Origin of the sequence: Maribacter huludaoensis (assembly GCF_029350945.1) — a bacterium.
GTDB classification, from domain to species: domain Bacteria; phylum Bacteroidota; class Bacteroidia; order Flavobacteriales; family Flavobacteriaceae; genus Maribacter; species Maribacter huludaoensis.
The window spans coordinates 153,352-179,455 of sequence record NZ_JARKMS010000005.1 but is presented as its reverse complement, the minus strand read 5'-3'; the positions used below and the strand labels follow the sequence as shown (position 1 = coordinate 179,455).

The following is a 26,104-nucleotide window of genomic DNA, read 5'->3' as shown; positions in this document are numbered from 1 at the left end:
ATTTGAATAACAAAGGTAAAACATAAAGACCTATCAAAAAACTGAGAAAAATATTGGTTAGAACATTATTGGTGCTTTTGCTGATATGTGTTTTGGGTACCATCATTTTTTCCCTGCCAGTGGTACAGACCTTGTTGGCACAGTTTGCTACGAAAAAAATTAACGATCAGTATGGTACACATATCAATATAGAACGTCTAAAGGTTTCCTTAATTTCTTGGAATACGGGACTAGAGGGTGTTTTTATAGAAGATTATAAGCAAGATACTTTGTTTTATGTCAATGAGCTTAAGACCTCTATTTTGAGTATAGGTAATTTGGTTCAGGGAAATTTGGAATTTGGGGATATTGAGGTAGATGAATTAAATTTTAAGCTAAAAACATATTTTGGCGAAAAGAATACGAATCTTGAGGTTTTTGTTGATAAACTAGATGACGGTAAACCCAGAGCGCCCGGTACGCCGCCTTTTAGGTTGTCTTCTTCATATGTAGATATTGAGAAAAGCAGGTTTAAATATATCGATGAAAATCTAAATAACGCCACTGTTTTAAATTTTGACAGTCTTAATATCAATGCCGGCAATTTTTTAATTCTTGGCCCTGAGGTATCTGCAGATATTCAAGAGATGTCCTTTTTTAGTAAACGAGGGTTAAAGGTAAATAAGTTGGCAACGAACTTTAAGTATACAAAGCAACAAATGCGCTTTGATTCTTTGAAGATAAAAACGCCACTTTCCGCTCTGGATGGCAACTTGGTTTTTAATTACAACCGAGAAGATTTTGCCGATTTTTTAAATAAGGTAAATGTTGTTGCAGAGTTTAAGGAATCCAAGGTGGGTTTTGATGAAATTAATTTACTCTATAATGAATTTGGTAAGGGTAAAGAAGTAACCTTTAATGCCAACGTTAACGGAGTTTTAAATGATTTAAATACGGATAATCTTTTTTTGTTTTCTGACGATACAGGTATACGTGGTAATTTCAATTTCAAAAACCTTTTCAATAAGCAAAAACCGTTTAGCCTAAGTGCTGACATGAAAAATGTAACTAGCAGTTACTACCAGTTAAATGCCTTATTGCCCAATTTAATAGGCAAATCATTGCCGTCTACTTTTAGCAAATTGGGGCAATTTACAATTCGTGGTAATGCCTTTGTTACCAATTCGTCCGTTGATGCAAAAGTAAATCTCAATACTGCTGTTGGCAGTAGTTATGCGGATATTGTTCTAAGTGATTTTAATAATATTGATAACGCTACTTATAAAGGGTTTATATCTTTAATAGATTTTGACCTAGGGGATTTTGCCGAAAATAAAAACTTAGGAAAAACAACCCTGGATTTTAATGTTGAGGGAAAGGGATTTGTAAAGGAAAAATTGAATACAGAGGTCATAGGGCAAATCTACTCCATTGAATTCAATAATTATAACTATCAGGATTTGCGAGTATCAGGTATTATAAAAGATCAGCTGTTCGATGGTTCGTTGATTAGTAATGATGAAAATTTTAAATTTGATTTTAAAGGACTTGCCAACGTTGCCGAAACCCGGAACAATTTCAATTTTATAGCTTCTGTGGACTATGCGGATTTAAAAAAGTTAAACTTTATCAATGATAGTGTTTCGGTGTTCAAGGGTAATGTAAGTATGGATATTACGGGTACTACCTTAGATAATATTGTTGGTGATATAAATTTTACCCAAACAAGTTATCAAAATGTCAACGATACCTATTATTTTGAAGATTTCGCGGTAACATCAAACTTTGGCGAAGATCGCGAGCGCACCATAAATATAAATTCTCCTGATATAATTACAGGGTTTATGAAAGGGAATTTTAAGGTGCGGGAATTGGGTAGACTTGTGCAGAATTCTTTGGGAAGTATTTATACTAATTATAGGCCTTTTCAAATATCCAACGGCCAGAATCTTTCTTTTAATTTTAAAATATATAACAAAATTGTTGACGTATTCTTTCCTGAAGTTCGTTTTGATCCCAACACTTTTATAAAGGGAAATATAGTTGCGGATGAAGGTGATTTTAAGCTCAATTTTGCATCACCAAGTATAGAGGCCTTTGGTACGGCTGCAGATAGTATTGAGGTAAGGATAGATAATAAGAATCCACTGTTCAATACATTTGTCTCGGTCGGTGAATTAGATACGCCTTATTACAATTTTAAAGATTTTAACCTGATCAATACCACCTTAAAGGATACTTTGTTCTTTAGGTCAGAGTTTAAGGGGGGTAGTGAGTTTAATGATTCCTATAATCTAAACTTTTATCATACGTTTAATAAGGATAATAAATCTGTAATAGGTCTTAAAACTTCAGATGTCAATTTTAAAGGCAACAAATGGGTATTGAACAAAGATGGGGATACCAAGAACAAAGTCATATTAAATAGGTCACTGGATAGCATTATGATTCAGGAAATTGTAATGAACAATGAAGAAAAAGAGCAGATTCGTTTAAAGGGACAATTGGCAGATTCTACTTATAAAGATTTACAGCTGCAATTTAAAATTGTATCCTTGGATAAGATCACGCCTGTTATAGATAGCTTAAAATTACAAGGTGAAGTCAATGGTACGTTGAATGTTTTACAAAAGGACGGAATCTATTTACCTTCATCTAGTTTAAATATTGATCAATTTGGTATTAATAATATTCCGCTAGGTGATCTGGCAATTAATATTATCGGAAATAAAGACTTAACGGAGTTTCAGGTAAATTCTCAGCTATCGGATAATAGCGTAGAAAAATTTAGTGTCGTAGGTAGTATTGAAAATAAGGGAGAAATACCAAAAGCAAACTTAATCGCTAATTTTAATGATTTTGGGTTAGAGCCCTTTAGCCCCTTAGGAGAAGGTGTTATTGATAATATTAGGGGTAATATTGACGGTAGGGTAAAAATAAATGGTAATGTAGATAACCCTAATTTTAATGGTTTATTGACTTTGGATAATGCCGGTATTGCCGTGCCTTATTTAAATGTTGATTATGGTTTTGCTCCACGTTCAAGGGTAGTGCTGGAAAATCAAACATTTGATTTTGAAAATATAGCGTTGCAGGACGTAGCTAAAGGCACTCGCGCAAATTTAGACGGTACTATTACCCATAGTTTTTTTAAGGATTGGGTCTTAGATCTTAATGTAGATACCAAAAATGATAAATTCTTAATACTTAATACGGAGTTTAAAGAGGGAGAATTGTATTATGGTACTGGTTATTTGAATGGAACGGGGCGTATTTATGGTCCAACTACGGCGTTGAACATTACGGTCGATGGATCTACGGCAAAGGGCACATCACTTAAAATACCTTTAAGTGACGTGGTAAGTGTAGGAGATTATTCTTTCATAAATTTTTTGGAAAAGAAAGATAAGTTAAGAATTGAAAACCAGCGGCAACTAAAAGACTATCAGGGTCTTGAACTAGAATTTAACCTTGATGTAACGCCCGATGCCGAAGTTGAAATTGTAACCGATACCAAAACAGGTAGTTCCTTAAAAGGTACTGGTGTAGGTATTATTTTAATACAGATCAACACTAATGGTAAATTTGAGATGTATGGTGATTATGTAGTTGTAACGGGTGAATTCAATTATAAGTTTGGTGGTATCATAGATAAGAAATTTACAGTAGAGCCTGGTGGTACTATTAACTGGGATCAAAAACCTTTAGAGGCAATTTTGGATATGGAAGCGGTGTATTCGTTAAATGCAAACCCGGCCCCTTTGCTTGATGATGCCGGATTTACAAGAAGGATCCCTACTGATGTAATTATAAGCCTTACGGGGCAACTACAAAAACCGGATATTGATTTTGGTATTGATTTTCCAGGTACAAATTCTATAGTAAAATCAGAACTTGAATATCGTCTTCAAGATCCCACGGTAGAAGAAAAAAATGCAATATTTCTTTTGGCACAGGGAACTTTTGTAAACTCCCAAAGTGGTATTAACCAACAGGCAATAACAGGTAATTTGGTCCAAAGCGCATCAAGTATTTTAAATTCCATATTAAGTGGGGGTAATGATAAGTTTAATCTTGGTCTATCTTATGAACAAGGTATATTGGATCGATCGGCAGATATAGAAACAGATGATAGAATAGGGGTAACGGTATCTACGCAGATATCAGATAGAATATTGTTTAACGGTAAAGTAGGGGTGCCGGTTGGTGCATCTAGTGAAACTTTGGTTGCCGGCGATTTTGAAATTCAGGTATTGCTGAACGAAGAGGGTACCCTAAGCGCCAATTTTTTTAGTAGACAAAGTGAAATACAGGCCTACTTATCCGATCAACAAGGTTCTACACAGGGTGCCGGTATTTCTTATGAGGTAGATTTTAATAATTTTAGGGAACTTTTTCAGAAAATTTTAGCTACTAAGCCAAAAGTGGAGGAAGAACCTGTAAAGATAATTGAAACACCATCTTCCGTAATGGGCAACGATAGTCTTATTCGTTTTTACGATAAGCCCAAATCATTGAAATGATAATCGAATTCTTCTACTTTTGTAAATAAATAACAAATTTTAATAATTTGATTATGAATATGTTAAAGCGAAATCCTTTTCGTTGATTTTTTCTTAAAATGCGACTGAGTTTTATTCCTATTTAGACTTAGATTTCTTAATTTCGTTGGCTTAAATTTTTCCATGTCTTCAGAAATAAAAAAAATAGCAGTACTGACTTCAGGAGGTGATTCACCAGGTATGAACGCCGCCATAAGATCAGTTGTTCGTACGTGTGCCTACATGAAGGTAGATTGCGTTGCGGTCTATAGAGGGTACCAAGGTATGATAGAGGGGGATTTTAAACCCATGGACGCACGTAGCGTAAATAACATTATTAATAAGGGAGGAACCATTTTGAAATCTGCCCGTTGCGATGATTTCAGGACTCCGGAAGGTCGTAAAACAGCTCATGATCAGCTTGTTAAGGCGGGTATTGACGCGTTTGTGGTTATTGGTGGTGATGGTAGCTTTACAGGTGCCATGATTTTCAACAGGGAATATAATTTTCCGGTAATCGGTATTCCCGGTACTATTGATAATGATATTTTCGGTACCACGTTTACGTTAGGTTTTGATACGGCATTGAATACTGTTGTAGAGTGTATCGATAAAATTAGGGATACGGCAAGTTCTCATAACAGACTGTTCTTCGTAGAGGTAATGGGTAGGGATGTTGGGCATATTGCCCTTAACGCTGGCGTTGGTGCAGGAGCTGAGGAAATTTTGATTCCGGAAGAAAACTTAGGATTGGACAGGTTGCTGGAGTCTTTAAAAAGAAGTAAGGAATCTGGTAAGTCGTCAAGTATCGTAATTGTTGCGGAGGGAGATAAGTCTGGTAAAAACGTTTTTGAACTAAAGGAATATGTTGAAGAACACTTACCTATATATGATGTTCGTGTCTCCGTATTAGGGCATATGCAGCGTGGTGGTGCACCTTCTTGTTATGACCGTGTTCTAGCCAGTAGAATGGGGGTCAAGGCCGTAGAGGCATTATTGGAAGGCAAGACCAATTTAATGGTGGGTATTCAAGACAATAAATTAACATTAACGCCTATCAATAAGGCGATTAAAGGGCATACAAAAATTGATAAGGAGCTTATACGAGTTTCGGAAATAATGACTACATAATATTAAAAATTAAAAATAGAGAAAATGTCAAATTTGAAAATAGGGATTAACGGTTTCGGTAGAATAGGTAGATTAGTGTTCAGAACTACTATTAAACGTGGTGATGTTGATGTAGTTGCTATCAACGACTTGTTAGATGTTGAGCACTTGGCTTACTTATTAAAGTACGATTCAGTTCACGGTAAATTCGATGGTACTGTTGAGGTTGAAGATGGTCAATTGATCGTAAATGGTAAGACAGTGCGTATTACAGCAGAAAGAGATCCTAAAAATATTAAGTGGGATGCTGTTGGTGCGGACACCGTTGCAGAATGTACAGGTATTTTTACAACCTTGGAAACGGCTCAATACCATATTGATGGTGGTGCTAAAAAAGTAGTTATTTCTGCTCCTTCTAAAGATGCTCCAATGTTCGTAGTTGGTGTAAACCACAAAGATGTAAAAGCAACTGATACTATAGTTTCCAATGCTTCTTGTACTACAAACTGTTTAGCGCCATTGGCTAAAGTTGTTAATGATAACTTTGGTATAGAAGAAGCTTTAATGACAACGGTACACGCAACTACTGCTACACAAATGACTGTTGACGGACCTTCTAAGAAAGATTGGAGAGGTGGTAGAAGTGCTATGTTGAACATTATACCTGCATCTACAGGTGCAGCTGTTGCCGTGACCAAAGTTATTCCTTCGTTAAAAGGAAAACTTACAGGTATGGCCTTTAGAGTGCCAACTGCAGATGTATCTGTGGTAGATTTGACCGTAAAAGTTAAAAAGGAAACATCTTTAGATGAAATTAAAAAGGCTTTTAAAGCAGCTTCTGAAGGTGAATTAAAAGGTGTGTTGGGGTATACTGAAGAAAGTGTTGTTTCTCAAGATTTTATTGGTGATCCAAGAACTAGTATTTTTGATGCAGGTGCTTGTATTGAGTTGAACCCAGGTTTCTTTAAGTTGATTTCATGGTATGATAACGAAGCTGGTTTTTCCAATAAAATGGTAGACCTTATGCAACACGTAAATACCTTATAACCTTCATTTTAGTATAACATAGATATATCCTGAAAATGAGGCGGTTTTTCCTTATTTTCAGGATTATTTTTTAAAGACATTCGGTATATGATTTTAATAGTAGATAGTGGTGCAACTAAGTCTGATTGGATTGCATTGGACGAAAATGGCGAACAACTTTTTTTAACACAAACTTTAGGCTTAAGTCCGGAAGTATTGACAAAAGATGTTATTGAAGATCGTTTAGCGAATAATTTTGAAATCTCTAAAAATAGAGAAAAGGTAACCCATCTTTATTTTTACGGTGCAGGTTGTGGAACCGATCGTATGAAGTCTTTCTTAAAAGCTATTTTTAAAGACTTTTTTCCTAATGCAAAAGCAGATGTAAAAGAAGATACGTATGCGGCTATTTTTGCAACGACTAAAGTTGGCCATCAAGGTATTGTCTGTATTTTAGGTACAGGTTCTAATTGTAGTTACTATGATGGTAACCAATTATTTCAAAAAGTGACCTCATTGGGTTACATACCTATGGATGACGGAAGTGGAAACTTTTTTGGGCGTAAGTTGATACGTGACTACTATTTTCATAAAATGCCGGCAGATTTGGCACATAAATTTGCGAAACAACATGATTTGGATCCAGATGTTATAAAGGAAAATTTGTATAAGCAGCCCAATCCAAATACGTATTTGGCAACCTTTGCCCGTTTCTTGATCGAAAATAAAGATCACCCGTATTCTAAAGGAGTTATAGATAAAGGCTTTCAGCAATTCATAAATAATTATGTAATGCAGTTTGAGCTTGCTACAAAAGTGCCTATTAATTTTGTAGGAAGTGTTGCGTATTACTTAAGAGAAGAATTGACTTCCGTACTTTTAAGAAACGATTTAATAGTGGGTGTAATTCGACAAAAACCTATAGAAGGTCTTGTGGAATTTCATAAAGCGAATATGTAAACCATTATTTTACGGCAATCATAGAAATTTCAACATTTACAAACTTAGGTAAGTTTGCAACTTCTAAGGTTTCTCTTGCTGGTGCGGTATCAGCATTAAAGTAAGAAGCATATACCTCGTTAACTTCCGTAAATTGATTCATGTCACTAAGGAAGATCGAGGACTTAACAACATTTTCAAAGGTCATTTCAGCTTCGGTTAAAATGGCCTTTAAATTTTCCATAGATTGTTTTGTTTCAAGCTTAATATCTCCAGAAACCAATTCTCCTGTTTTGGGGTCTAAGGGTATCTGTCCTGATATATATAATGTTCCGTTACTTAATGTTGCCTGATTGTAAGGTCCAATAGGAGCTGGAGCGTTTTCGGTATTTATTATTTTCTTCATTCTAGCTAAATTTAGAGTTAGTTTTGACTTCGGTTTTCCCACTTAAGATCTTTAAGTATAGATGAATCTATACCTATAAAGAAATACCATCTTTTATAGGTTCCAAAAGGCGTCCAATTAAAGCGCATGGTAAAACTTTTCAGATCTCTTTGAAAACGAAGTTGGGTAAGGGTAAAACCTTGGTTTTTAAAATCGTAACCGGATGAGCCGCCAACAGACCATCTTGGTGCTAATTCAATATCTCCGGAGAACATAAGTGAATGACTGCTAAATTCACTTTGTCTTGCAGAATTGCTATAGTTGGCCGAGTATGCCAATCTAAAGTTCCAAGGAATTTTTGTTCCAAAAATGGGGTTTTCTACATCTGCATCTTTTTCGTCTCTTCTTACGGGATTAGCGTTAAAGTCATCTGCCCTACCAAATAGGTCGTCCTCTCTACCACCACTTTGTGCCACATAATCGAAAGGGTCTAACTCTTCTTCTTCGTCCCTATTTTTATCGTCTTTTTTGCCGAACATTTCGCTGCTTATGGCGTATGATATATTCGCATTTGCCCTTGTAAGTCTAAACAAGCTTCCGCCGTTATCGATATTCCAAGTATCAATTCTTCTTCCATTGTTGTCAATGGCATAGGGGTCAAGCCCTGCAGAAAAGTTAATGGACATTTTGTTGTCAAGTATATTGGTACCTCCGTTTATACTAAGCGGATTCAGTTTTAATGAATCCGATTCAAAATTATATCCACTTGAAATATTGAAATTGCTTAATAGGGATATTTTTTTAGGTTCAACCTTAGTGGAATCTTTGTCCCTAACCTTTGCTTCTAGTGTGTTGGCCAAAGAAAAGCTTAAATTATTAGATTTTCCTAAGGACGGTGCACCGTTCAGTGTACCTTGAAAACGGCTATATTGAACTTCAACATCATCTCCTATTAAATACTCATCATAAAACTGTTCAAAAGAAGGGGCGTAACCATAGCTTAAAGATGGTCTCATGGTGTGCCTGATCGCTTGAATCTTTTTGTCTTCTCCAAAATTAAACGTTCCGTACAGAGTAGTACCTACACTGGCGCTAAAATTATAGGTGTTGTACCTGTCAAAACCACTTACGGTATCAATGACAACTTCTTCCAGTTCATTGTCATAACTTCTGTTATAGGTTTCCAGTGCCCAAACATCTTCATAACTTCCGCCCATACTTACACTAAAAAATTTTGCTACTTTAAAATTTGTGGCTACCGGTATACTATGGCTTACTCCTGCACGGGCATTATCGAACATTTTTGTGGTCAAAAAATCTTCGTCGTTCGTGGTCAACCTGTTCTGTGCGTTTACGTTATATTGAAAGTTGATGTTGTCTATAATCCCTTTTTTTATTCCATCTCGTTTTACAAAGGGATATATACGCTCTACACTTGCCTGAAAGGTGGGTAAGGTCATGGTTATATTGTCTGTGTCCGACTCTGTTGCCGTTGCCGAGGTAAGCTGGGAATGGGTAGCGGTTAAACTCATGTTCACCGATGGGTAATTGGGGAACGTTTTAGAATATGATATGGATGATGATAAAGTGTTGTTTTGCGTGTTAGGTAAATTTCGTTGTTGCAGGGAATTTCTATAATATTCACTACTACCCAGGTTTACAGATGCCGAGAATCTTGAATTGGGACTGGATTTTGTATCCTGCGAATGCGAAAATTGAATGTTGTAATTTCTGGATAGGCTATAATCACTAAATCCTTTTTGACTGGTTACCTGGTTCTCGAACCTTAAGTTGACATTACCCCTGTATTTATATCGTTTGGTATAAATAGATGCTGTTCTAAAGGCATAACTGCCATTGGTATAAAAATCTCCGGATAGGGTTATATCTGCATAGTCGCCCAACGGAACATAGTATCCCATATCCTGAAGGAAATAACCTGTATTGGGGTCATTACCGAACGAAGGCATCAACACCCCTGCCGATCTGCCCTGAGAAAGTGGAAAATAAGCAAACGGCATGGCAATAGGCGTAGGTACATCTGCAATATATAAATTGCTGAAACCGGCAATTACTTTTTTCTTAGGTACAAATTTTGCCTTTCTGACCCTTATATAATAATCTGGATTTATAGTATCCGTTGATGTGGTAAGTTTTCCTTCGCTTAAAAAATAAACCGAGTCATTTTCTTTTTTGGTAATTTCTGCATAAACCTTCATTGCATCACTGCCCAAGGCACCGGCAGCTGCCTGTTGTTCCGTTCGGGAATTCCAGATCAATGCTTTTTGTGTATCGAAATTAAATCGAATAGAATCTGGTATTACAATGTTTTCCCCCTGTTTAAAATAAGGTAATTGCGTATAATTGCCCAAAGAATCTACCATTCTACCGGCATAGACTTCGTTTTTTATATAATCCATTATAATGATACCGGCCTTTAATTCTGTATCTTGATAGTAGATTTCTGCTTCGTTATAGAGGTATATCTTATTTTCTTTTTGACTTAATTTTACGTAATCTTTGGCTTTGTACGTTATCTTGTCCAATAGTAAAGGGGGCTTTCGGTTCAATGAATCTGCAGCTAGGGAATCGTTTGCTATAGAGTCTTTTATAGCGCTTGGCGGAAATAATGGCGCTATTATTGTATCTCTTTCAGCTTTAATATTGAGCGGAGTGATTTTTCCTTCTTGACCGATGGCAAAAAAACCACAGACAACAACCATGAATAGGAAAAGTAAGTATTGTTTGTTTGATTGCAAGGCTATATATCCTATTTTTGTAAAGGTTTGGCGGTCCAATGAGCCGTTATTTGAGATGTCAAACTTACATATATTTTTTAATCTGTATGTAGGGTCTTACAATAAATTTAACCATTATAAGGGCGATAAAATCCCTAATACTTATGAAAATTAAACTCTTTAGCATTTCTTTAGTTTTAACCACAGCGTTATTACTTCTGTCTTTTAAGGGTCCTGGCGAAGAAATTCAATCAGATGATCCATTTATAGTTGTTCTTGATGCAGGACATGGTGGGCACGACCCCGGTAATTTAGGTAATGGCTATCTAGAGAAAAAAATAGCCTTGAACATTGTTTTAAAAGTGGGTGAAATTCTTTCAAAGAACAAGGATATAAAAGTTATTTACACACGAAAGGACGATACTTTTATAGATTTATATGTAAGGGGTGAAGTTGCAAATAAAGCCAATGCGGACCTTTTTGTATCTGTGCATTGTGATTCTCATACCTCAGATGCCCATGGTGCTGGTACTTTTGTATTAGGTCTACATGCCAACAAACAAAATTTTGAAATTGCCAAGAAAGAAAACTCGGTAATCTACTTAGAGGATAATTATGAGAACAGATATGCCGATTATGACATTAATTCACCTGAATCCGTTATAGGGCTAACCATAATGCAAGAAGAATTTTTAGATCAAAGTGTTGCATTGGCTTCAATGATTCAAGAAAATTTCTCCAAGAAACTTAAAAGAACGGACAGAAAGGTAAAACAGGCAGGCTTTATAGTATTGCATCAAACTTTTATGCCAAGTGTTCTGGTTGAAACAGGATTTTTGACCAATAAAGATGAAGGTGCCTATTTAAATTCTACAAAAGGCCAGAATGAAATGGGAGATGCCATAGCTAAGGCAATTTTACATTACAAGGAAGGTGTTCAGCCAGCCTCATCAAATGTAGCACCAATAGTTACAAAACCTACTGTGCCTCCTGTTAAAGAAGAAGTTGTTGAAAAGGTAGAAGAGAAAAAAGAAGCTATTGTTGAGCCGATCACGGAAGTTGTTTCCAAAATTGATGAGCCAAAGGAGGTTGTAGCTACACTTGAAAAAGAAACCGTAGATGAAGTGGTGGAAGTGCCGGTTGTGAAGGTAAAAGAAGCAATAGATGACAAAGAAGTCGCAAATTCCATTGTTTTCAAGATTCAATTGATGGCAAGCAGTAAGAATGTTCCGCTTAATTCAATTAATTTTAAAGGATTGTCTAACTTATCTCAGGAGCCGTATAAAAATTTATATCGTTATATGTATGGAGAGACAAGGTCATATAGAGAGGCAAAAATGATGCAGAACCAAGCTCAGGAAAAAGGGTATAAAACTGCTTATATTGTCGCTTATAAGCTAGGAGAGAGAATTCCAATTCAAAACGCAATTGACGAGGTTTCTAATTTTAGACCATAAAGTGTAAATTTTATTCATAATTTTGAGAGGACTTAAAATAAATTTGCTTGAAACTATCTAGAGAATTAAAAACAGGAATTATCGTTATTGGTGGCCTACTATTGTTCATCATGGGGTTCAGCTATTTGAAGTCTACCCCTATTTTTGATAATAGTAAAACCTTTTTTGCTATCTATCCTAATGTTGGTGGCTTACAATCTGGTACAACAGTTTCTATAAACGGCTTTAGTGTAGGTAAGGTCAATGATATTAAATTTTTAGATGAGAAAGGAAATTTATTGGTAACGTTTACGGTTGGCAATGAATTCAAATTTTCTAGAAACAGTACGGTTGAGCTTTATGATACTGGTATTATTGGTGGTAAGGGCTTGCAAATTAAACCAATTTTTGATGAAGCTTTGGCACAATCTGGAGATACGTTGCCTACAGAAACAAGACCGGGTATTACTGACTTGGCACAGCAAAAACTAAATCCGTTGGTACGTAAGGTTGAATCTGCCATATCTGATGCAGATTCTGTTTTGGTCAATGTTAATTCTGTTTTGGATGAAAAAACTAAAAAAGAATTGAAAGAGGTTGTTGGAGGTCTAAATACATTAATTACCAGTCTTAACGGTAGTGCTACTCAGTTAAATTCTGTTTTAGATGTAAATAAGGATAAATTGAATAATTCTTTTGAGAATTTTGAGCAGTTGACCGCTAATTTTGCAAAGCTTTCAGATTCATTAAACTCGGCAGGATTAGGTAGAACCCTGGCTAGTTTGGAATCTACTATGGCTAGTTTGGATCAGGTTACGGCAAAAATAGAAAATGGTGATGGCTCACTTGGATTGCTTATGAACGATAAGGAACTGTATGATAACCTAAATAATGCATCACGTGAGTTAGATTTACTGTTGCAAGATTTTCGTTTAAACCCCAAAAGGTATGTTAATGTTTCTGTTTTTGGTAAAAAGCAGAAAGAGTATGAGTTGCCAGAAAATGATCCAGCAACAAATGCTATAGAAAACTAAAGAACATCGTGGCGTGTCTGCGAGAAATTGAATTAAATACATAATTATTACTTCGACACAACTGTCGGAGGCATTAAAATCTCGATTATCGAGTAAAGAAGACTAAATTATATGCAATATCTCCCAAATGTAATTTTTGTAATACTGCTTATCGCAGGTATTGGTTTTTTCGTGAAGAATGTTTCAAAATTGAAGAGGAATATTTTTTTAGGAAAAGAAGAATCTTTAACGGACAATAAGCCACAGCGGTGGAAAAACATGGCCATGATAGCCCTTGGGCAATCAAAAATGGTAGTAAGGCCTATTGCCGGTGCCTTACATATTATCGTCTATGTTGGTTTCGTAATCATTAATATAGAAGTATTAGAGATTATTTTGGATGGTATTTTTGGCACACATAGAATGTTTGCCGTGTTAGGACCTGTTTATGACTTCCTTATCGGTTCTTTTGAAATACTTGCATTACTTGTAATAATAGCGGTAGTACTATTTTGGACCAGGAGAAACGTTATTAAACTAAAACGATTTTTTAAACCGGAGATGGAAGGCTGGCCAAAAAATGATGGTAACCTTATTCTTTATATAGAATTGGTGTTAATGATACTTTTTTTAACCATGAACGGTGCTGATTATCAATTGCAACAAATGGGCGCAGCGCATTATGTTCAGGCTGGTGCATTTCCAATTAGTAGTATGATAGCTCCTGTTTTTGAAGGTATGTCCATTTCAAGTTTGGTTTTGTTGGAAAGAGCTGCTTGGTGGTTGCATATTGCTGGAATTCTATTTTTCCTGAACTACCTTTATTACTCAAAACATTTGCATATTTTACTTGCATTTCCAAACACATATTATGGTAAGTTGACACCTAAGGGACAGTTCAAAAACTTACAGTCCGTGACAGATGAGGTTAAAATGATGATGGATCCAGATGCCGATCCTTATGCTGAACCTGCTGAAGATGCTGCCGTTCCAGATAAGTTTGGTGCTTCTGATGTGCAAGACTTAAGTTGGGTTCAACTCCTTAATGCTTACACATGTACGGAATGTGGGCGTTGTACCAGTGAGTGCCCGGCAAATCAAACCGGGAAAAAATTATCTCCTCGTAAAATTATGATGGATACGCGTGACCGACTAGAAGAAGTTGGTAAGAATATCGATGCAAACAACGGTGAGTTTAAAGATGACGGTAAGCAATTATTGAACGACTATATAACCCCCGAAGAATTGTGGGCATGTACATCTTGTAATGCATGTGTACAGGCTTGTCCTATAAGTATTGATCCTCTTTCTATAATTATGGATATGAGACAGTATTTGGTCATGGAACAATCTGCAGCTCCTACAGATTTAAATAACATGATGGGTAATATTGAGAATAATGGAGCACCTTGGCCATTTAACCAAATGGACCGTTTAAATTGGAGTAAAGAATCTTAAAGATAGATATGGCAAGTGAATTAAAAGTGCCTACAATGGCAGAATTTTTTGCGTCGGGAACTGTACCTGAAGTGTTGTTTTGGGTAGGTTGTGCTGGTAGTTTTGATGATAGGGCAAAGAAAATAACGAAAGCTTTTGTGAAAATTTTGAACAAGGCCAATGTTTCTTTTGCTGTATTAGGTACAGAAGAGAGTTGTACGGGTGATCCTGCAAAACGCGCAGGTAACGAGTTTCTGTTTCAAATGCAGGCAGTGACCAATATAGAGGTTTTAAATGCTTATGAAATAAAGAAAATAGTTACGGCATGTCCTCACTGTTTCAATACCATAAAAAATGAATATCCGGGCTTGGGCGGCAACTATGAAGTGGTTCACCATACACAGTTTCTAAAAGACCTATTGTCTGAAGGTAGAATTTCTATGGAAGGTGGATCTTTTAAAGGAAAGCGTATTACTTTTCATGACCCGTGCTATTTGGGTAGGGCAAATGGAGTATATGAAGCGCCTAGGGACTTAATAAGAAAATTAGATGCCGAGCTTATTGAGATGAAAAGCTGTAAGCAAAGAGGTCTTTGTTGTGGAGCAGGTGGAGCGCAAATGTTCAAGGAACCTGAAAAGGGGGATAAGGATGTTAATATAGAACGTACAGAACAAGCTTTAGAGACTAAACCGGAGATAATAGCTGCAGGTTGCCCATTTTGTAATACCATGATGACAGATGGTGTTAAGAACAAAGAAAAGGAAGCAGATATTGCAGTAATGGATATTGCCGAAATGATTGCGGCCGCCGAAGATCTATAATTTAAAAAAAAAGTAAAATTTGCTAGTAGAATTTAATACGTTACCTGAGACTGCAAGAGTTTGGATATACCAATGTAATCGATCGTTTTCTGAGAAGGAAATGGATGAAATTGAAGCAGATTTAAAAACTTTTTTAACTACTTGGACAGCGCATGGCAATGATTTAAAAGCAGGTTACGAGATTAAATATAAACGATTTATTATCATAGCCCTAGACCAAACATTACAAGGTGCTACAGGCTGTTCAATAGATGCATCTGTGCATTTTATTCAGGCATTGGAAAAGAAGTACGATGTCTTGTTGCTGGACAAGATGAATGTATCCTATAAACAGGGTGAATTTGTAGCTTATAAAAGCTTAGTTGATTTTAAGGCTATGGCGAAACAAAAAGCGATTTCAAAAAACACAATCGTATTTAACAATTTGGTTGCCAATAAAGGGGAGTATTTGCAGCACTGGGAAGTACCTGCGTCCGAGAGCTGGCATGCTCGTTTTCTTTAACATAATTTCTTCTTAACTGTCGGAATTTATTGGGTTTTATCGATGAAATGCAATAATTTCAATCCATAATAGTTATCTCAGTACATATTTTTTTATGCGCTATATTTTTATTCTTATTTATGGGTTGTTTTGCTGTTCTGTTGCATTGGCTCAAAACCCTTTAGTAACTAAAGACAGTACCGATCAACAGAGATGGGTAGATGCTCAGTACGCTAAAATGAGCCTTGATCAAAAATTAGGTCAGCTATTTATGGTAAGCGTAGCTTCTAATCAAAGTAAGCAAGCAACAGATATAATCAAGAACTTAATAGTAAAAGAGCATTTAGGCGGGGTAATATTTTCTAAGGGCGGACCTGTAAGACAGGCAAAACTTACCAATGATTATCAAGCGGCTGCTAAGATTCCATTACTCATAGGTATGGATGCGGAATGGGGGCTCTATATGCGATTAGACTCTACATATGCTTTTCCTTGGAATATGACCTTGGGTGCTATTCAAGACAATTCTATTGTAGAAAAAGTGGGCTATCAAATAGGCAAACATGCAAATCGCTTGGGAGTGCATATTAATTTTGCTCCTGATTTGGATATTAATACTAATCCTAAAAATCCAATTATAGGTAATCGTTCCTTTGGGGAAGATAGGGATAATGTGGTTGCAAAAGGTACCGCTTTTGCAAAAGGCATGGAGCGCGCCGGGGTTTTGGCCAACGGTAAACATTTTCCCGGCCATGGCGATACAGAAGTAGATTCTCACCACAATTTACCGGTAATACCGTTTTCTAGGAAAAGGCTGGATAGTCTGGAACTTTACCCATTTAAAAAATTAATAAATTCTGGCTTAAGTAGTATTATGGTGGCTCATTTAGAGGTGCCTGCGCTTGAAATGAAAAAGGGACTGCCTTCTTCATTATCAGAACAAATAATATCTGGCATTTTAAAAGAACAATTGGGGTATAAAGGATTAATTTTTACAGATGCCCTGAATATGAAAGGGGTTTCTACAAAAGGTAAAGATGGTAGTGTTGAGTTAGATGCGTTTATGGCAGGTAATGATATGTTGTTAATGCCGGAGAATATAGTTAGTGCTAAGGAAAAATTGGCAAAAGCTTATGACAAGGGTAAGTTGACCGAAGAGCGATTGGCATATTCCGTCAAAAAGATTTTAATGGCAAAATACAAAGCAGGGTTAAATAAGTATAGGCCTATTGGTTTGAACAATCTTTACGAAGACTTAAATAGCCTTGAAGATGATATTATTTATGAGCAGGCTATTGAAAATGCGATTACGGTTGTAAGGAATAAGTTAGATATATTGTCCATTAAAAACCTTGACAATAAGAAAATTGCTTACGTTAAAATGGGTGATTCTGATAATGGAGCATTTGTAAAAGGCTTAAGGAATTATGCAGATGTTACCGTAGTTGAAGCGAATGATATCAATACTCTAAAAGCTAAATTAAAAGATTTTAATTTGGTTATTGTGGGGCACCACAAAAGTAATGACAGTCCATGGAAATCATATAAATTTTCTACTAAAGAATTAAACTGGTTACAAGCAATAGGTAACGAGCGTACTTCAAACTTAATACTTTGCGTGTTTGCCAAACCTTATGCTTTAACCGATATCAAGTCTTATGATATGATCGATGGCGTGGTCATGTCTTACCAAAACAGTGAGATAGCTCAAGAGAAAACTGCAGAGGTTTTGTTCGGAGCCGTCAGTGCTACGGGTAAATTGCCTGTTTCTGCACATGAGGAATTTCCTGTGAATACCGGTGCTCAAGTAAAATCTTTAAGTAGATTGGGCTATAGCATACCTGAACGTGTTGGTATGAGCTCAAAAGGACTTAAAGAGATTGATGAATTAATGAGCCATGGTTTGGATAGTTTAATGTTTCCGGGTGCTCAGGTCTTAGTAGCAAGAAAGGGAAAGGTCATCTACCAGAAAAGTTTTGGTAAACCTACCTATGATAGTAAAGAAAAGATAACCAATGATTACCTATATGATCTTGCATCATTGACAAAAATATTGGCAACCCTGCCCATGGTAATGAAAATGGAAGAAGAGGGTAGAATAGGTTTAAACAATACTTTTGAAGAGTTGGTTCCAAATTACTCAAATACCGAAATTAAAAATGTGACCGTTTTAAAAGCACTTTCCCACTATGGTCGTTTGCCTGCTTGGATACCTTTTTACATTAATACGCTAGACGAAAATAAAAAACCCTCAGGTGAATTTTATAGAAACAGGCCGCTGCCTGGTTTTTCAACAAAAGTGTATGATAATCTTTATTTGGCAGATGCCTACAAAGATTCCATTTATAATAGAATTGGTAGGCAAGATCTAAAGTCTAATAGATATCGTTACAGTGATGTACCTTATTATGTGATGAAAAAGGTCGTAGAAGAAAGCTACGGTCAAAGGTTAGACGACTTAACCAGTAATTTTCTTTATAAAAGAATAGGGGCAAACCGTACTACATATAACCCACTAGAGAAGTTTAATAAAGCTATGATCGTACCTTCAGAAGAGGACAATTATTATAGATACGGTACCGTACAAGGTTACGTGCATGATATGGGAGCGGCAATGCAAGCCGGTGTTGGCGGTCATGCGGGCCTTTTTAGTAATGCCAATGATATTGCTAAAATTATGCAGATGTATCTTCAAGACGGTTATTATGGCGGCACTAAGTTTTTTGATTCTAGAACTGTTAAAAAATTCAACACCTGTTATTTTTGTGATAATAATGTTCGTAGGGGTGTAGGTTTTGATAAACCTCAGTTGCAACATAGCGGTCCTACTTGTGGTTGTGTATCTAGAAAAAGTTTTGGTCACAGTGGTTTTACCGGTACCTATACTTGGGCAGATCCAGAAGAAGAAATTGTGTATGTATTTTTATCGAATAGAACATATCCTTCCGCATCTAACACGCTTTTAGTTAAATCTGGGTTAAGAACAAGAATTCAACAAGCCATTTACGATTCAATTCTGAATTAAAAAAGGTAATTTTGTTGTAATGAAAATAGCAATAGTATGTTACCCTACTTTTGGTGGTAGTGGTGTTGTAGCAACAGAATTAGGAATTGCATTGGCGAACAGAGGTCATGAGATTCATTTTATTACTTACAAACAACCCGTTCGTTTAGAACTGTTGAGTAACAAGATATTCTTTCATGAAGTTCATGTACCGGAATATCCACTCTTTCATTATCAACCTTATGAACTTGCATTGTCAAGTAAGTTGGTAGATACGATAAAGCTTCATAAAATAGATCTTTTACATGTACACTATGCCATACCTCATGCATATGCAGGATATATGGCGAAAAAGATGTTAGAAGAAGAAGGTATTTATGTACCTATGATTACCACGTTGCACGGTACTGATATTACTTTGGTAGGTAAACACCCGTTCTATAAACCGGCAGTTACGTTTAGCATCAACCAATCTGATGTGGTAACTTCTGTTTCGGCCAGTTTAAAACAAGGAACGTTGGATACTTTTGATATTCAGGGTGATATTGAGGTCATTCCCAATTTCATAGATGCAAAAAAATACAGCACTACTTTTACTGATTGTCAACGATCTAACATGGCTACAGAAGAAGAGCGTATTGTAACACATATTAGTAATTTTAGAAAGGTAAAACGTATACCTGATGTTATAAAGATTTTCAGTAAAATTCAATTAGAGATACCTTCAAAATTGATAATGGTTGGTGAAGGTCCTGAAAAGGCTGGTGCTGAGCGATTATGTGAAGAATTGGGTATTTCTGATAAAGTGATTTTTCTAGGTAATAGTAATGAGATAGATAAGATTTTATGTTTTTCTGATTTGTTTCTCTTACCATCACAATCGGAAAGTTTTGGACTAGCAGCCTTAGAAGCTATGATAAATAAAGTTCCGGTTATTTCTAGTAACGCAGGCGGTATCCCAGAAGTAAATACAGAGGGCGTTAGCGGATTTTTAAGCGATGTTGGCGATATTAATGATATGGCGGCCAAGGCAATTACCATTTTAAAGAATGATAGTGTTTTAGAGCGCTTTAAGCTGAATGCTTTAAAAGAAGCTCAGCGTTTTGATATTCAAAAAGTTGTGCCTTTATATGAAGAGGTTTATGAGAGAGCTTATAACGGAAGATTCAAAAATGTTTAAATATTCTATTTGTCTTTTATTGGTCATAATACTTCAATTAAATTCTTGTAAAACAACGGCCCAACACAGTTTACAGGAATCTAATAATAAGGAAATGGAACTTCTTTTAAATGAAAATTATAGCGGCTTTGAAAAAGAAGAATATATTCTTATAAAAAGTCAGAAAGAGTTAAATGCTTTTTATGGCAAAATAAATCGCACTAGAAAACCGGGATTAACACCTCCAGAAGTAGATTTTAATTCTGAAATGATTTTAATTTGGTGCGGAGATAATTCAGCATCAAACTACGCTAATTTAACGTTAAACGAAGATGATGAGTTTTTAGGGATACGTAAACTTAAGTCTAAGACTTCTAAAGACGAAAGTAAGCTAGTGGTCAGCCCTTTTAGCATCTATAAGCTACCGCTAAGCGCAAAAAGTTTAAAAATAGAAAAGTAATTAGTCGATAATTCTTCTACATTCAACTATCGGACGATTTTAATTGCTGTATACGGTAATAATTTGCTAAGGACCTTGTATACAATTAATTTTACGTTTTGTCACCCCAAATTATATATTATGAAAACTACTTCTATTTACAGTTTTTTAGTCTTTTTTATGCTTTCATCTTTATCTTTTGCCCAAGATGAACTACAAATTACGGCAAAGGATAGCATTGTTCAAAGCTCTTGGATTTTTGGCGTAGGCTTAAATGCCGTTGATGATTCAGGTAATGTTTTTGATGAACTTTTAAATTTTACGGATGAATGGAATCTTGTTCCTTATCCATCTAGAGTAAGTATAGGTCGTTATTTTAAAAGTGGTCTGGGCTTAGAAGCAATTGGTACGTATAACCAATATAAAGAGGGCAAAAATGTTGATGGAGAAATTTTAACTGAAAATATTAGTTATTACGGCATTGATGGAAGAATAACGTATGATTTGAACAAAATAATCGGTGAAACAGGCTGGTTTGATCCTTATGTTGGTATCGGTGCCGGTTATACGGACGCCAATAATAGAGGTAGGGGAACCTATAATGCTATTGTAGGTTTTAGAACATGGTTTTCAGATAGATGGGGCTTAGATTTAAATGCCACCGGTAAATGGGCTATGAGTGAGAGTGAAGGTGTTTCAAATCACTTACAGTATGCAGCAGGTGCCGTTTATCAATTTGGAATTGAAAAAGGTCTTTCTAAACGCGGAGAAGAGAAGTTGGAACTATTGGCGGCCATTGCCAAAGAGAAACAACGACAAACAGATTCTATTAATGAGGTTAACCGTTTAAAAGACGAAGCTTTACTGGCAGAAAGACTTAAGAAACAAAAAGAAGCAGATGCCTTGGCTGCTGCCGAGAAAGCAAAAATTGATGAAATAAATAAGCGTAAAGCAGAAATTAAATCTAAAATTGAAGATTTAGGTTATGTTTATTTTGATCTGAATTCATCTTATCTAAATTCATCTTCTAAAAAAGTGTTGGAATCTTTAGCAGATGTATTGATCGAGATACCTACTTTAAAACTAAAGATAACCTCACATACAGATTCTCGAGGAACATCCAAATATAATGATTGGTTATCTCAACGTAGAGTAGATAAAACAAAGGAATATTTAATATCTAAAGGTGTTTCAGAAGAAAAACTGACAACCGAAGCCTATGGTGAGTCTATGTTACTTAATGATTGTAACGACGATACGTATTGTCCAGAAGAGAAACATGCGGTAAACAGACGATCAGAGTTTATTATTCAAGAATTCTAAAAGGTTATTTTATAAGAAAAGCTCGATAAATGTTTATCCATTTATCGGGCTTTTTTGTTTATGTTAAATTAAGCAAGAGTACTTTTTTCTTATGTTTTAACTTAAGTTTCTCTCCTCTTATCCTACGCTAAAATTAAAAACTTCAGAAGTTGATTCATTTCCTACACTATCTTTAGTTACAACTTTCCAATAGTAAACTTTACCAGCCTCAACCGGAATGTCATTGAATCTAGTTTCGGTAAGATCTGTTCCATAGAGTTCAGGGTCTTTCACTTCTCCAAAAAATAAATCGTAAGAAATAATATCATTATCAGGGTCTTCTGACGCCCAAATTAAATTGACAGTTGTACTCGTTTGTGATATTGTAGCACCACTAACTGGTGATATTGCCGTGGCAGGATACGGTATAGTAGATTCTAACCCGGGTCCTTCATTGTAAAAATTCCAGACCTCACTAGAACTATTGATGTTACCTGTCACGAACCAAGAATAGGCGACACCTCTGTCTAATACAATAGCAATATTTGTGTCATTACTTGCAATTAATTCAGTTTGTGAACTTAAGAGGTTTGTTAAATGAACGGTGTACGGACCATTGTCATCGTTATCTTCCCATTTAAAAACTAGTTCGCTCTGTGTTTCGGAAACGATAACGCCTTCTGTGCATTCAGAATCATTTTCGGGAAAAATAAGCGTAATGTTTATTTCGTCATTGGCGTATTCCAGAACATCTGAATCTACACCGCATGACTGAATTAATAAAAATAGAAAAACTAAAAATCCGCTTCTTTTCACTGTTTTATTAGTTTGAAGGATTTATTAAAACCATCATTCTTCAATTTTAAAAAATAAATGCCCGAACTTAAATAGCTGGTATTTATTTTAATAATAGATTGTTCAACTTTAAGATTGCTAGAATGTAGTAAAACTCCCGCTTCGGTAAAAATAGCTATTTCAAGCTTATCTATTGTAAGAGATTTTAAATCAATTGACAGTATGTTGCCCACAGGGTTGGGATAGATTATTGGCGTATTTCCTAAATATATAGTTTCTTCATATTTGCCTTGGCAAAGTTGACCAGTACTAACGCTAATATTGTTGATGTCTTCATTAAGTGGCAGGGTAATTTGAGATTCTTTAGTTTGAAAACTTTTACCGTTAACTTGAACGGTATATTCTTCTGCACCATTCATATGAATATTGGCTTCATTTGTTAGAGCATTAAAATCTAAAAATACATTCAAGGGTACAGGCTCGGTTATGACTATTTTAGAACATGTTTGATAATTTGAAGAATTGATAGGGGATATGCATAAATTATAATCCCCGTTCGCTAAATCTTTTATAGATAGGGTTTGGGTGAAGGGTATTGTACTATTTACGCCCTCACCGGTAATAGTTGCCGAAAATTCTTCAGTAGTTATGGATTCTATTAAAACTGAGCCGTTTTCGGAACCAATACAAGAAGTACCGGTAGAAGTTATCTTAAACTGATTGTTAGGGTATGAAGCAGCTATGCATCCATTTTCATCCACAACTTCTCCGTTGGGTGTATTAGGGCAATTATCATCAGAATTCAATACTCCGTCGCCATCATCATCGTCATCATCAATACTAATAGTATCAATGATCAATGTAAAATTTCTGGTACATCCTTCTACCGTAGTAAAGGTGTAAGTACCAGCCTGTGCTTGGCTTACGTTTTCTATTAAATAATCATTTTCAACAATATCGCCCCCGGGAAGGGTGATTGAAAAAGGGGTATTGTTGGGTAAAATGCTTAAGGTAATATCCTCACCTTCAGTAATCGTTAAGTTGTCACTGCTACTATCCCAGCTACCATTTATGAAATATTCTGGAATTACGTTTTCATCAGTACAAAAAACTTCTGCCCATATAGAAATATTGTTGGCGTTCACATTTCCCGCTACATCAAAGTTACCGCCAACTAGAAGCTGGGTTTCATCCTTTATAAATTGTAAGGTGTTTACTCTGGTATTTACACCTACATTGGTATCTGTTCCTAAAGCTTCCCAACCACTTTGTTCGCTCCAGCGGGCAATATTGTTCATTACTTTATCAATAGATCCATTATCACTTGCAGTATCAAATGTACCTCCTACATAAATATACGGGCCACTATGGGTAATAGCATTTATGTTTCCACTTACCCCTGTTCCCATAGCTTGCCATGTATTACTGTTTTTATCAAATCTGGCTATTCTATTTACTGTTTTGTCCCCGGCAATGGCAAAGTTGCCTCCAACATATAAATAATTACCTATAGATTCTATTGCTTGTACAAATCCGCTGGTGCCAGATCCCAGGGCAGACCAATTAGTACCGTTCCATAGAGCGATTCTATTTGCGGCAATACCACCGGCAGTGTCAAAATTACCACCCACATAAACCTGACCGTTGTCTTCTATATGAATGGATCTTACTTCATTATTAACTCCTGAAATAGTAGTGGTATCATCTGTAAGCAGGCTCCAGGTTTCATTTTCCCATTTTGCTATATTATTGGCATTTAAGTCACCAGCAGTAGTAAATACACCGCCAACGAACAAAACTCCATCTTCATTAAAATCTATTGTAGAAACTTGACCGTTGGTTCCGGAACTCAAAGATGACCAAGTGCTACCGTTCCATTTTGCTATATTATTGGCTTCAATACCATTTACTGTTGTAAAATCCCCGGCTATATATAATGTCCCGTCCGTTGCCATTGCAGTAGTTAATATAGTTCCTTCTACAGCGACACCCAATGTGGCCCATTGTTCGTTTGTACTTAAAGTGGCCAAATTGGATACATTTATTCCCCCGGCACTAGAGAATGAACCTGCTATGTAACTTAAGTTATTTGAAGAAGTTGTAATAGTTTCTACAATTCCATTTGTTCCTGAGGATAGTGATTTCCATTCACCAATTCCATTTACAGGTGTTGTCACGGGACCGGTTACAGTTTCCGTAATTTTAAAAATTTTTACATTTTCTCCGTAATCGGAGAAATATAACTCACCAGCTTCATCTTCACCAAATGAGGAAATGAACTCTCCATTGGTTTTAAAAAGTAGTTCATTGGATATGGCGCCGTTCAATGGATTATATTCAAGAGCCCACACACGCCCTGAAACATAGTCGCCATAAATATATTTATTTTTTATACTGTTGCTAGTTAAGGAACCATAGTAGGTATAGCCGCCGGTTATGGAAAGGTCAGATGCATTGTGGTCATAGAAGAAAATAGGCTTAATATCAGGTGATGTGGCAAGTAAGGTTTCACTTCCATAGCTAGGTTCTGTATTGGCTTCAAACTTATTCCAGCCATAGTTGCCGCCTTTGGTAATAATATTAATTTCCTCATAGGAATTTTGACCTACGTCCGCTCCCCACAGGTTACCGGTAGGGTCAAAAGAAAATTTCCATGTATTCCTTATTCCCCAAGCATAAATTTCATCTAATCCTGATAGGCCCACTCTTGGGTTGTCACTTGGTATTTCATAATTGCCATTAGGTAATTCTGGGTTTGATTCAATTGGGTTGTTTCCGTCTAAATCAATATCAATTCTAAGTAAGCTACCAAAAACTGTGTTTAAATTTTGTCCATTTCCTTGCGGGTCGCCACCACCCCCGCCATCACCAATAGAAATATATAAGTAACCATCAGGACCAAAAGCAATTTTGCCGCCATTATGGTTGGAGTCTGATTGATTTTTGGTGTATTGTGCAATAATTGTTCTAGATGAAGAATCGATCAAATTAGGATTGGAACTATCTACGGTATAACGCGCAATATTAATTCTGTAATTACTGGGTTGATCAATATAGTAAACAAAAATATAACCGTTAGTAGCATAATTGGGGTGAAAAGCTAGACCTAAAAGTCCTATTTCCTGGCCGGAGCTATACGCTACATTAGATGAAATATCTAAAAATGTAACCAGTTCTTGGGTGGTTACATCTTCTTTATTTGGAAAAACTTTTATGAAACCTGGCTGCTCAACGACGAACATACGATTGGTACCGTCCACACTAGCTTGGATTTCAGTAGGGAAATTGAATGAAATGTTCGGGAAAGCCTCCTTATAAGATAATTCTTGGCTATGAGCGAACAAGAATACCAAACAGAAAATAAAAAATAAAAAGTGCTTGTGATTAACCATGAAATATTCGGGGGTATTGATATTAAAATCACTAATTAAAACTACAGCTTAGTTTATGATTATCAATAAGCTATGCGAAAGTAATAAATAATTGAATTTAAAGAATC

The 26,104-nt window shown here is 35.9% G+C and carries 17 protein-coding genes; 13 read left to right on the top strand and 4 right to left on the bottom strand.

Annotation, left to right across the window (positions count from 1 at the left end):
- The first annotated feature begins 32 nt into the window (after nucleotides 1–32).
- From PXC01_RS14995 to PXC01_RS14980, 4 genes are all read left to right on the top strand, one after another.
- Nucleotides 33–4,502, top strand: coding sequence for a translocation/assembly module TamB domain-containing protein (locus PXC01_RS14995; RefSeq protein WP_476703489.1), 4,470 nt, complete (start codon nucleotides 33–35; stop codon nucleotides 4,500–4,502).
- A 162-nt stretch (nucleotides 4,503–4,664) separates the two neighbouring features.
- Nucleotides 4,665–5,651 carry a 6-phosphofructokinase gene (gene pfkA / locus PXC01_RS14990; protein ID WP_276473102.1) on the top strand — a complete coding sequence of 329 codons (987 nt, stop codon included), beginning with the start codon at nucleotides 4,665–4,667 and terminating at the stop codon, nucleotides 5,649–5,651.
- A 24-nt stretch (nucleotides 5,652–5,675) separates the two neighbouring features.
- Nucleotides 5,676–6,677 carry a type I glyceraldehyde-3-phosphate dehydrogenase gene (gene gap / locus PXC01_RS14985; RefSeq protein WP_276473101.1) on the top strand — a complete coding sequence of 334 codons (1,002 nt, stop codon included), beginning with the start codon at nucleotides 5,676–5,678 and terminating at the stop codon, nucleotides 6,675–6,677.
- 87 nt (nucleotides 6,678–6,764) lie between these two features.
- Nucleotides 6,765–7,616 carry an N-acetylglucosamine kinase gene (locus tag PXC01_RS14980; protein ID WP_276473100.1) on the top strand — a complete coding sequence of 284 codons (852 nt, stop codon included), beginning with the start codon at nucleotides 6,765–6,767 and terminating at the stop codon, nucleotides 7,614–7,616.
- A gap of 4 nt (nucleotides 7,617–7,620) precedes the next feature.
- On the opposite strand, the gene PXC01_RS14975 is transcribed toward PXC01_RS14980, so the two are convergent.
- Nucleotides 7,621–8,001, bottom strand: a complete 381-nt coding sequence (locus PXC01_RS14975) for a RidA family protein (RefSeq protein ID WP_276473099.1) — start codon at nucleotides 7,999–8,001, stop codon at nucleotides 7,621–7,623.
- Between the two features lie 17 nt (nucleotides 8,002–8,018).
- Complete coding sequence (locus PXC01_RS14970) at nucleotides 8,019–10,703, bottom strand: putative LPS assembly protein LptD (protein ID WP_276473098.1); 2,685 nt, start codon at nucleotides 10,701–10,703, stop codon at nucleotides 8,019–8,021.
- Between the two features lie 179 nt (nucleotides 10,704–10,882).
- On the opposite strand from PXC01_RS14970, the gene PXC01_RS14965 reads away from it, so the two are divergent.
- The 9 genes from PXC01_RS14965 to PXC01_RS14925 all read left to right on the top strand — a co-directional run bounded on the left by PXC01_RS14965 (nucleotide 10,883) and on the right by PXC01_RS14925 (nucleotide 21,831).
- Nucleotides 10,883–12,175 (top strand): N-acetylmuramoyl-L-alanine amidase family protein, encoded by a 1,293-nt coding sequence (locus PXC01_RS14965; RefSeq protein ID WP_276473097.1) that lies wholly within the window; start codon nucleotides 10,883–10,885, stop codon nucleotides 12,173–12,175.
- A gap of 47 nt (nucleotides 12,176–12,222) precedes the next feature.
- Complete coding sequence (locus PXC01_RS14960) at nucleotides 12,223–13,188, top strand: MlaD family protein (protein ID WP_276473096.1); 966 nt, start codon at nucleotides 12,223–12,225, stop codon at nucleotides 13,186–13,188.
- 111 nt (nucleotides 13,189–13,299) lie between these two features.
- Nucleotides 13,300–14,625, top strand: coding sequence for a 4Fe-4S dicluster domain-containing protein (locus PXC01_RS14955; protein WP_276473095.1), 1,326 nt, complete (start codon nucleotides 13,300–13,302; stop codon nucleotides 14,623–14,625).
- Nucleotides 14,626–14,633: 8 nt separating this feature from the next.
- Nucleotides 14,634–15,425, top strand: coding sequence for a (Fe-S)-binding protein (locus PXC01_RS14950; protein ID WP_276473094.1), 792 nt, complete (start codon nucleotides 14,634–14,636; stop codon nucleotides 15,423–15,425).
- Nucleotides 15,426–15,444: 19 nt separating this feature from the next.
- The gene (locus PXC01_RS14945; RefSeq protein WP_276473093.1) at nucleotides 15,445–15,927 is read left to right on the top strand and encodes an ABC transporter ATPase; all 483 of its coding nucleotides are present in this window, start codon (nucleotides 15,445–15,447) and stop codon (nucleotides 15,925–15,927) included.
- A 94-nt stretch (nucleotides 15,928–16,021) separates the two neighbouring features.
- Nucleotides 16,022–18,931: a serine hydrolase domain-containing protein gene (locus tag PXC01_RS14940; protein ID WP_276473092.1), complete on the top strand. Its 2,910-nt coding sequence runs from the start codon at nucleotides 16,022–16,024 to the stop codon at nucleotides 18,929–18,931.
- A 19-nt stretch (nucleotides 18,932–18,950) separates the two neighbouring features.
- Nucleotides 18,951–20,090: an N-acetyl-alpha-D-glucosaminyl L-malate synthase BshA gene (gene bshA / locus PXC01_RS14935; protein WP_276473091.1), complete on the top strand. Its 1,140-nt coding sequence runs from the start codon at nucleotides 18,951–18,953 to the stop codon at nucleotides 20,088–20,090.
- The gene (locus PXC01_RS14930; RefSeq protein WP_276473205.1) at nucleotides 20,053–20,529 is read left to right on the top strand and encodes a hypothetical protein; all 477 of its coding nucleotides are present in this window, start codon (nucleotides 20,053–20,055) and stop codon (nucleotides 20,527–20,529) included. The genes bshA and PXC01_RS14930 overlap by 38 nt, the downstream gene beginning before the upstream one ends.
- A gap of 120 nt (nucleotides 20,530–20,649) precedes the next feature.
- A complete protein-coding gene (locus PXC01_RS14925) occupies nucleotides 20,650–21,831 on the top strand; it encodes an OmpA family protein (protein ID WP_276473090.1) in 1,182 nt (393 codons plus the stop codon).
- Nucleotides 21,832–21,948: 117 nt separating this feature from the next.
- Here PXC01_RS14925 and PXC01_RS14920 read toward each other — a convergent pair whose 3' ends face one another.
- Both PXC01_RS14920 and PXC01_RS14915 read right to left on the bottom strand, forming a co-directional pair.
- On the bottom strand, nucleotides 21,949–22,626 hold the full coding sequence (locus PXC01_RS14920) for a fibronectin type III domain-containing protein (RefSeq protein WP_276473089.1): 678 nt from the start codon (nucleotides 22,624–22,626) through the stop codon (nucleotides 21,949–21,951).
- A complete protein-coding gene (locus PXC01_RS14915) occupies nucleotides 22,623–25,997 on the bottom strand; it encodes a PQQ-dependent sugar dehydrogenase (RefSeq protein ID WP_276473088.1) in 3,375 nt (1,124 codons plus the stop codon). Before PXC01_RS14915 ends, PXC01_RS14920 begins: the two co-directional genes overlap by 4 nt.
- Between the last annotated feature and the right edge of the window lie 107 nt (nucleotides 25,998–26,104).

Coding starts and splice junctions, on each gene's coding strand:
- PXC01_RS14940 (WP_276473092.1), top strand. CDS start 16,022: ATGCGCTATATTTTTATTCTTATTTATGGGTTGTTTTGCTGTTCTGTT.
- pfkA (WP_276473102.1), top strand. CDS start 4,665: ATGTCTTCAGAAATAAAAAAAATAGCAGTACTGACTTCAGGAGGTGAT.
- PXC01_RS14965 (WP_276473097.1), top strand. CDS start 10,883: ATGAAAATTAAACTCTTTAGCATTTCTTTAGTTTTAACCACAGCGTTA.
- PXC01_RS14930 (WP_276473205.1), top strand. CDS start 20,053: ATGAGAGAGCTTATAACGGAAGATTCAAAAATGTTTAAATATTCTATT.
- PXC01_RS14975 (WP_276473099.1), bottom strand. CDS start 8,001: ATGAAGAAAATAATAAATACCGAAAACGCTCCAGCTCCTATTGGACCT.
- PXC01_RS14955 (WP_276473095.1), top strand. CDS start 13,300: ATGCAATATCTCCCAAATGTAATTTTTGTAATACTGCTTATCGCAGGT.
- PXC01_RS14925 (WP_276473090.1), top strand. CDS start 20,650: ATGAAAACTACTTCTATTTACAGTTTTTTAGTCTTTTTTATGCTTTCA.
- PXC01_RS14980 (WP_276473100.1), top strand. CDS start 6,765: ATGATTTTAATAGTAGATAGTGGTGCAACTAAGTCTGATTGGATTGCA.
- PXC01_RS14970 (WP_276473098.1), bottom strand. CDS start 10,703: ATGGTTGTTGTCTGTGGTTTTTTTGCCATCGGTCAAGAAGGAAAAATC.
- PXC01_RS14915 (WP_276473088.1), bottom strand. CDS start 25,997: ATGGTTAATCACAAGCACTTTTTATTTTTTATTTTCTGTTTGGTATTC.
- bshA (WP_276473091.1), top strand. CDS start 18,951: ATGAAAATAGCAATAGTATGTTACCCTACTTTTGGTGGTAGTGGTGTT.
- PXC01_RS14950 (WP_276473094.1), top strand. CDS start 14,634: ATGGCAAGTGAATTAAAAGTGCCTACAATGGCAGAATTTTTTGCGTCG.
- gap (WP_276473101.1), top strand. CDS start 5,676: ATGTCAAATTTGAAAATAGGGATTAACGGTTTCGGTAGAATAGGTAGA.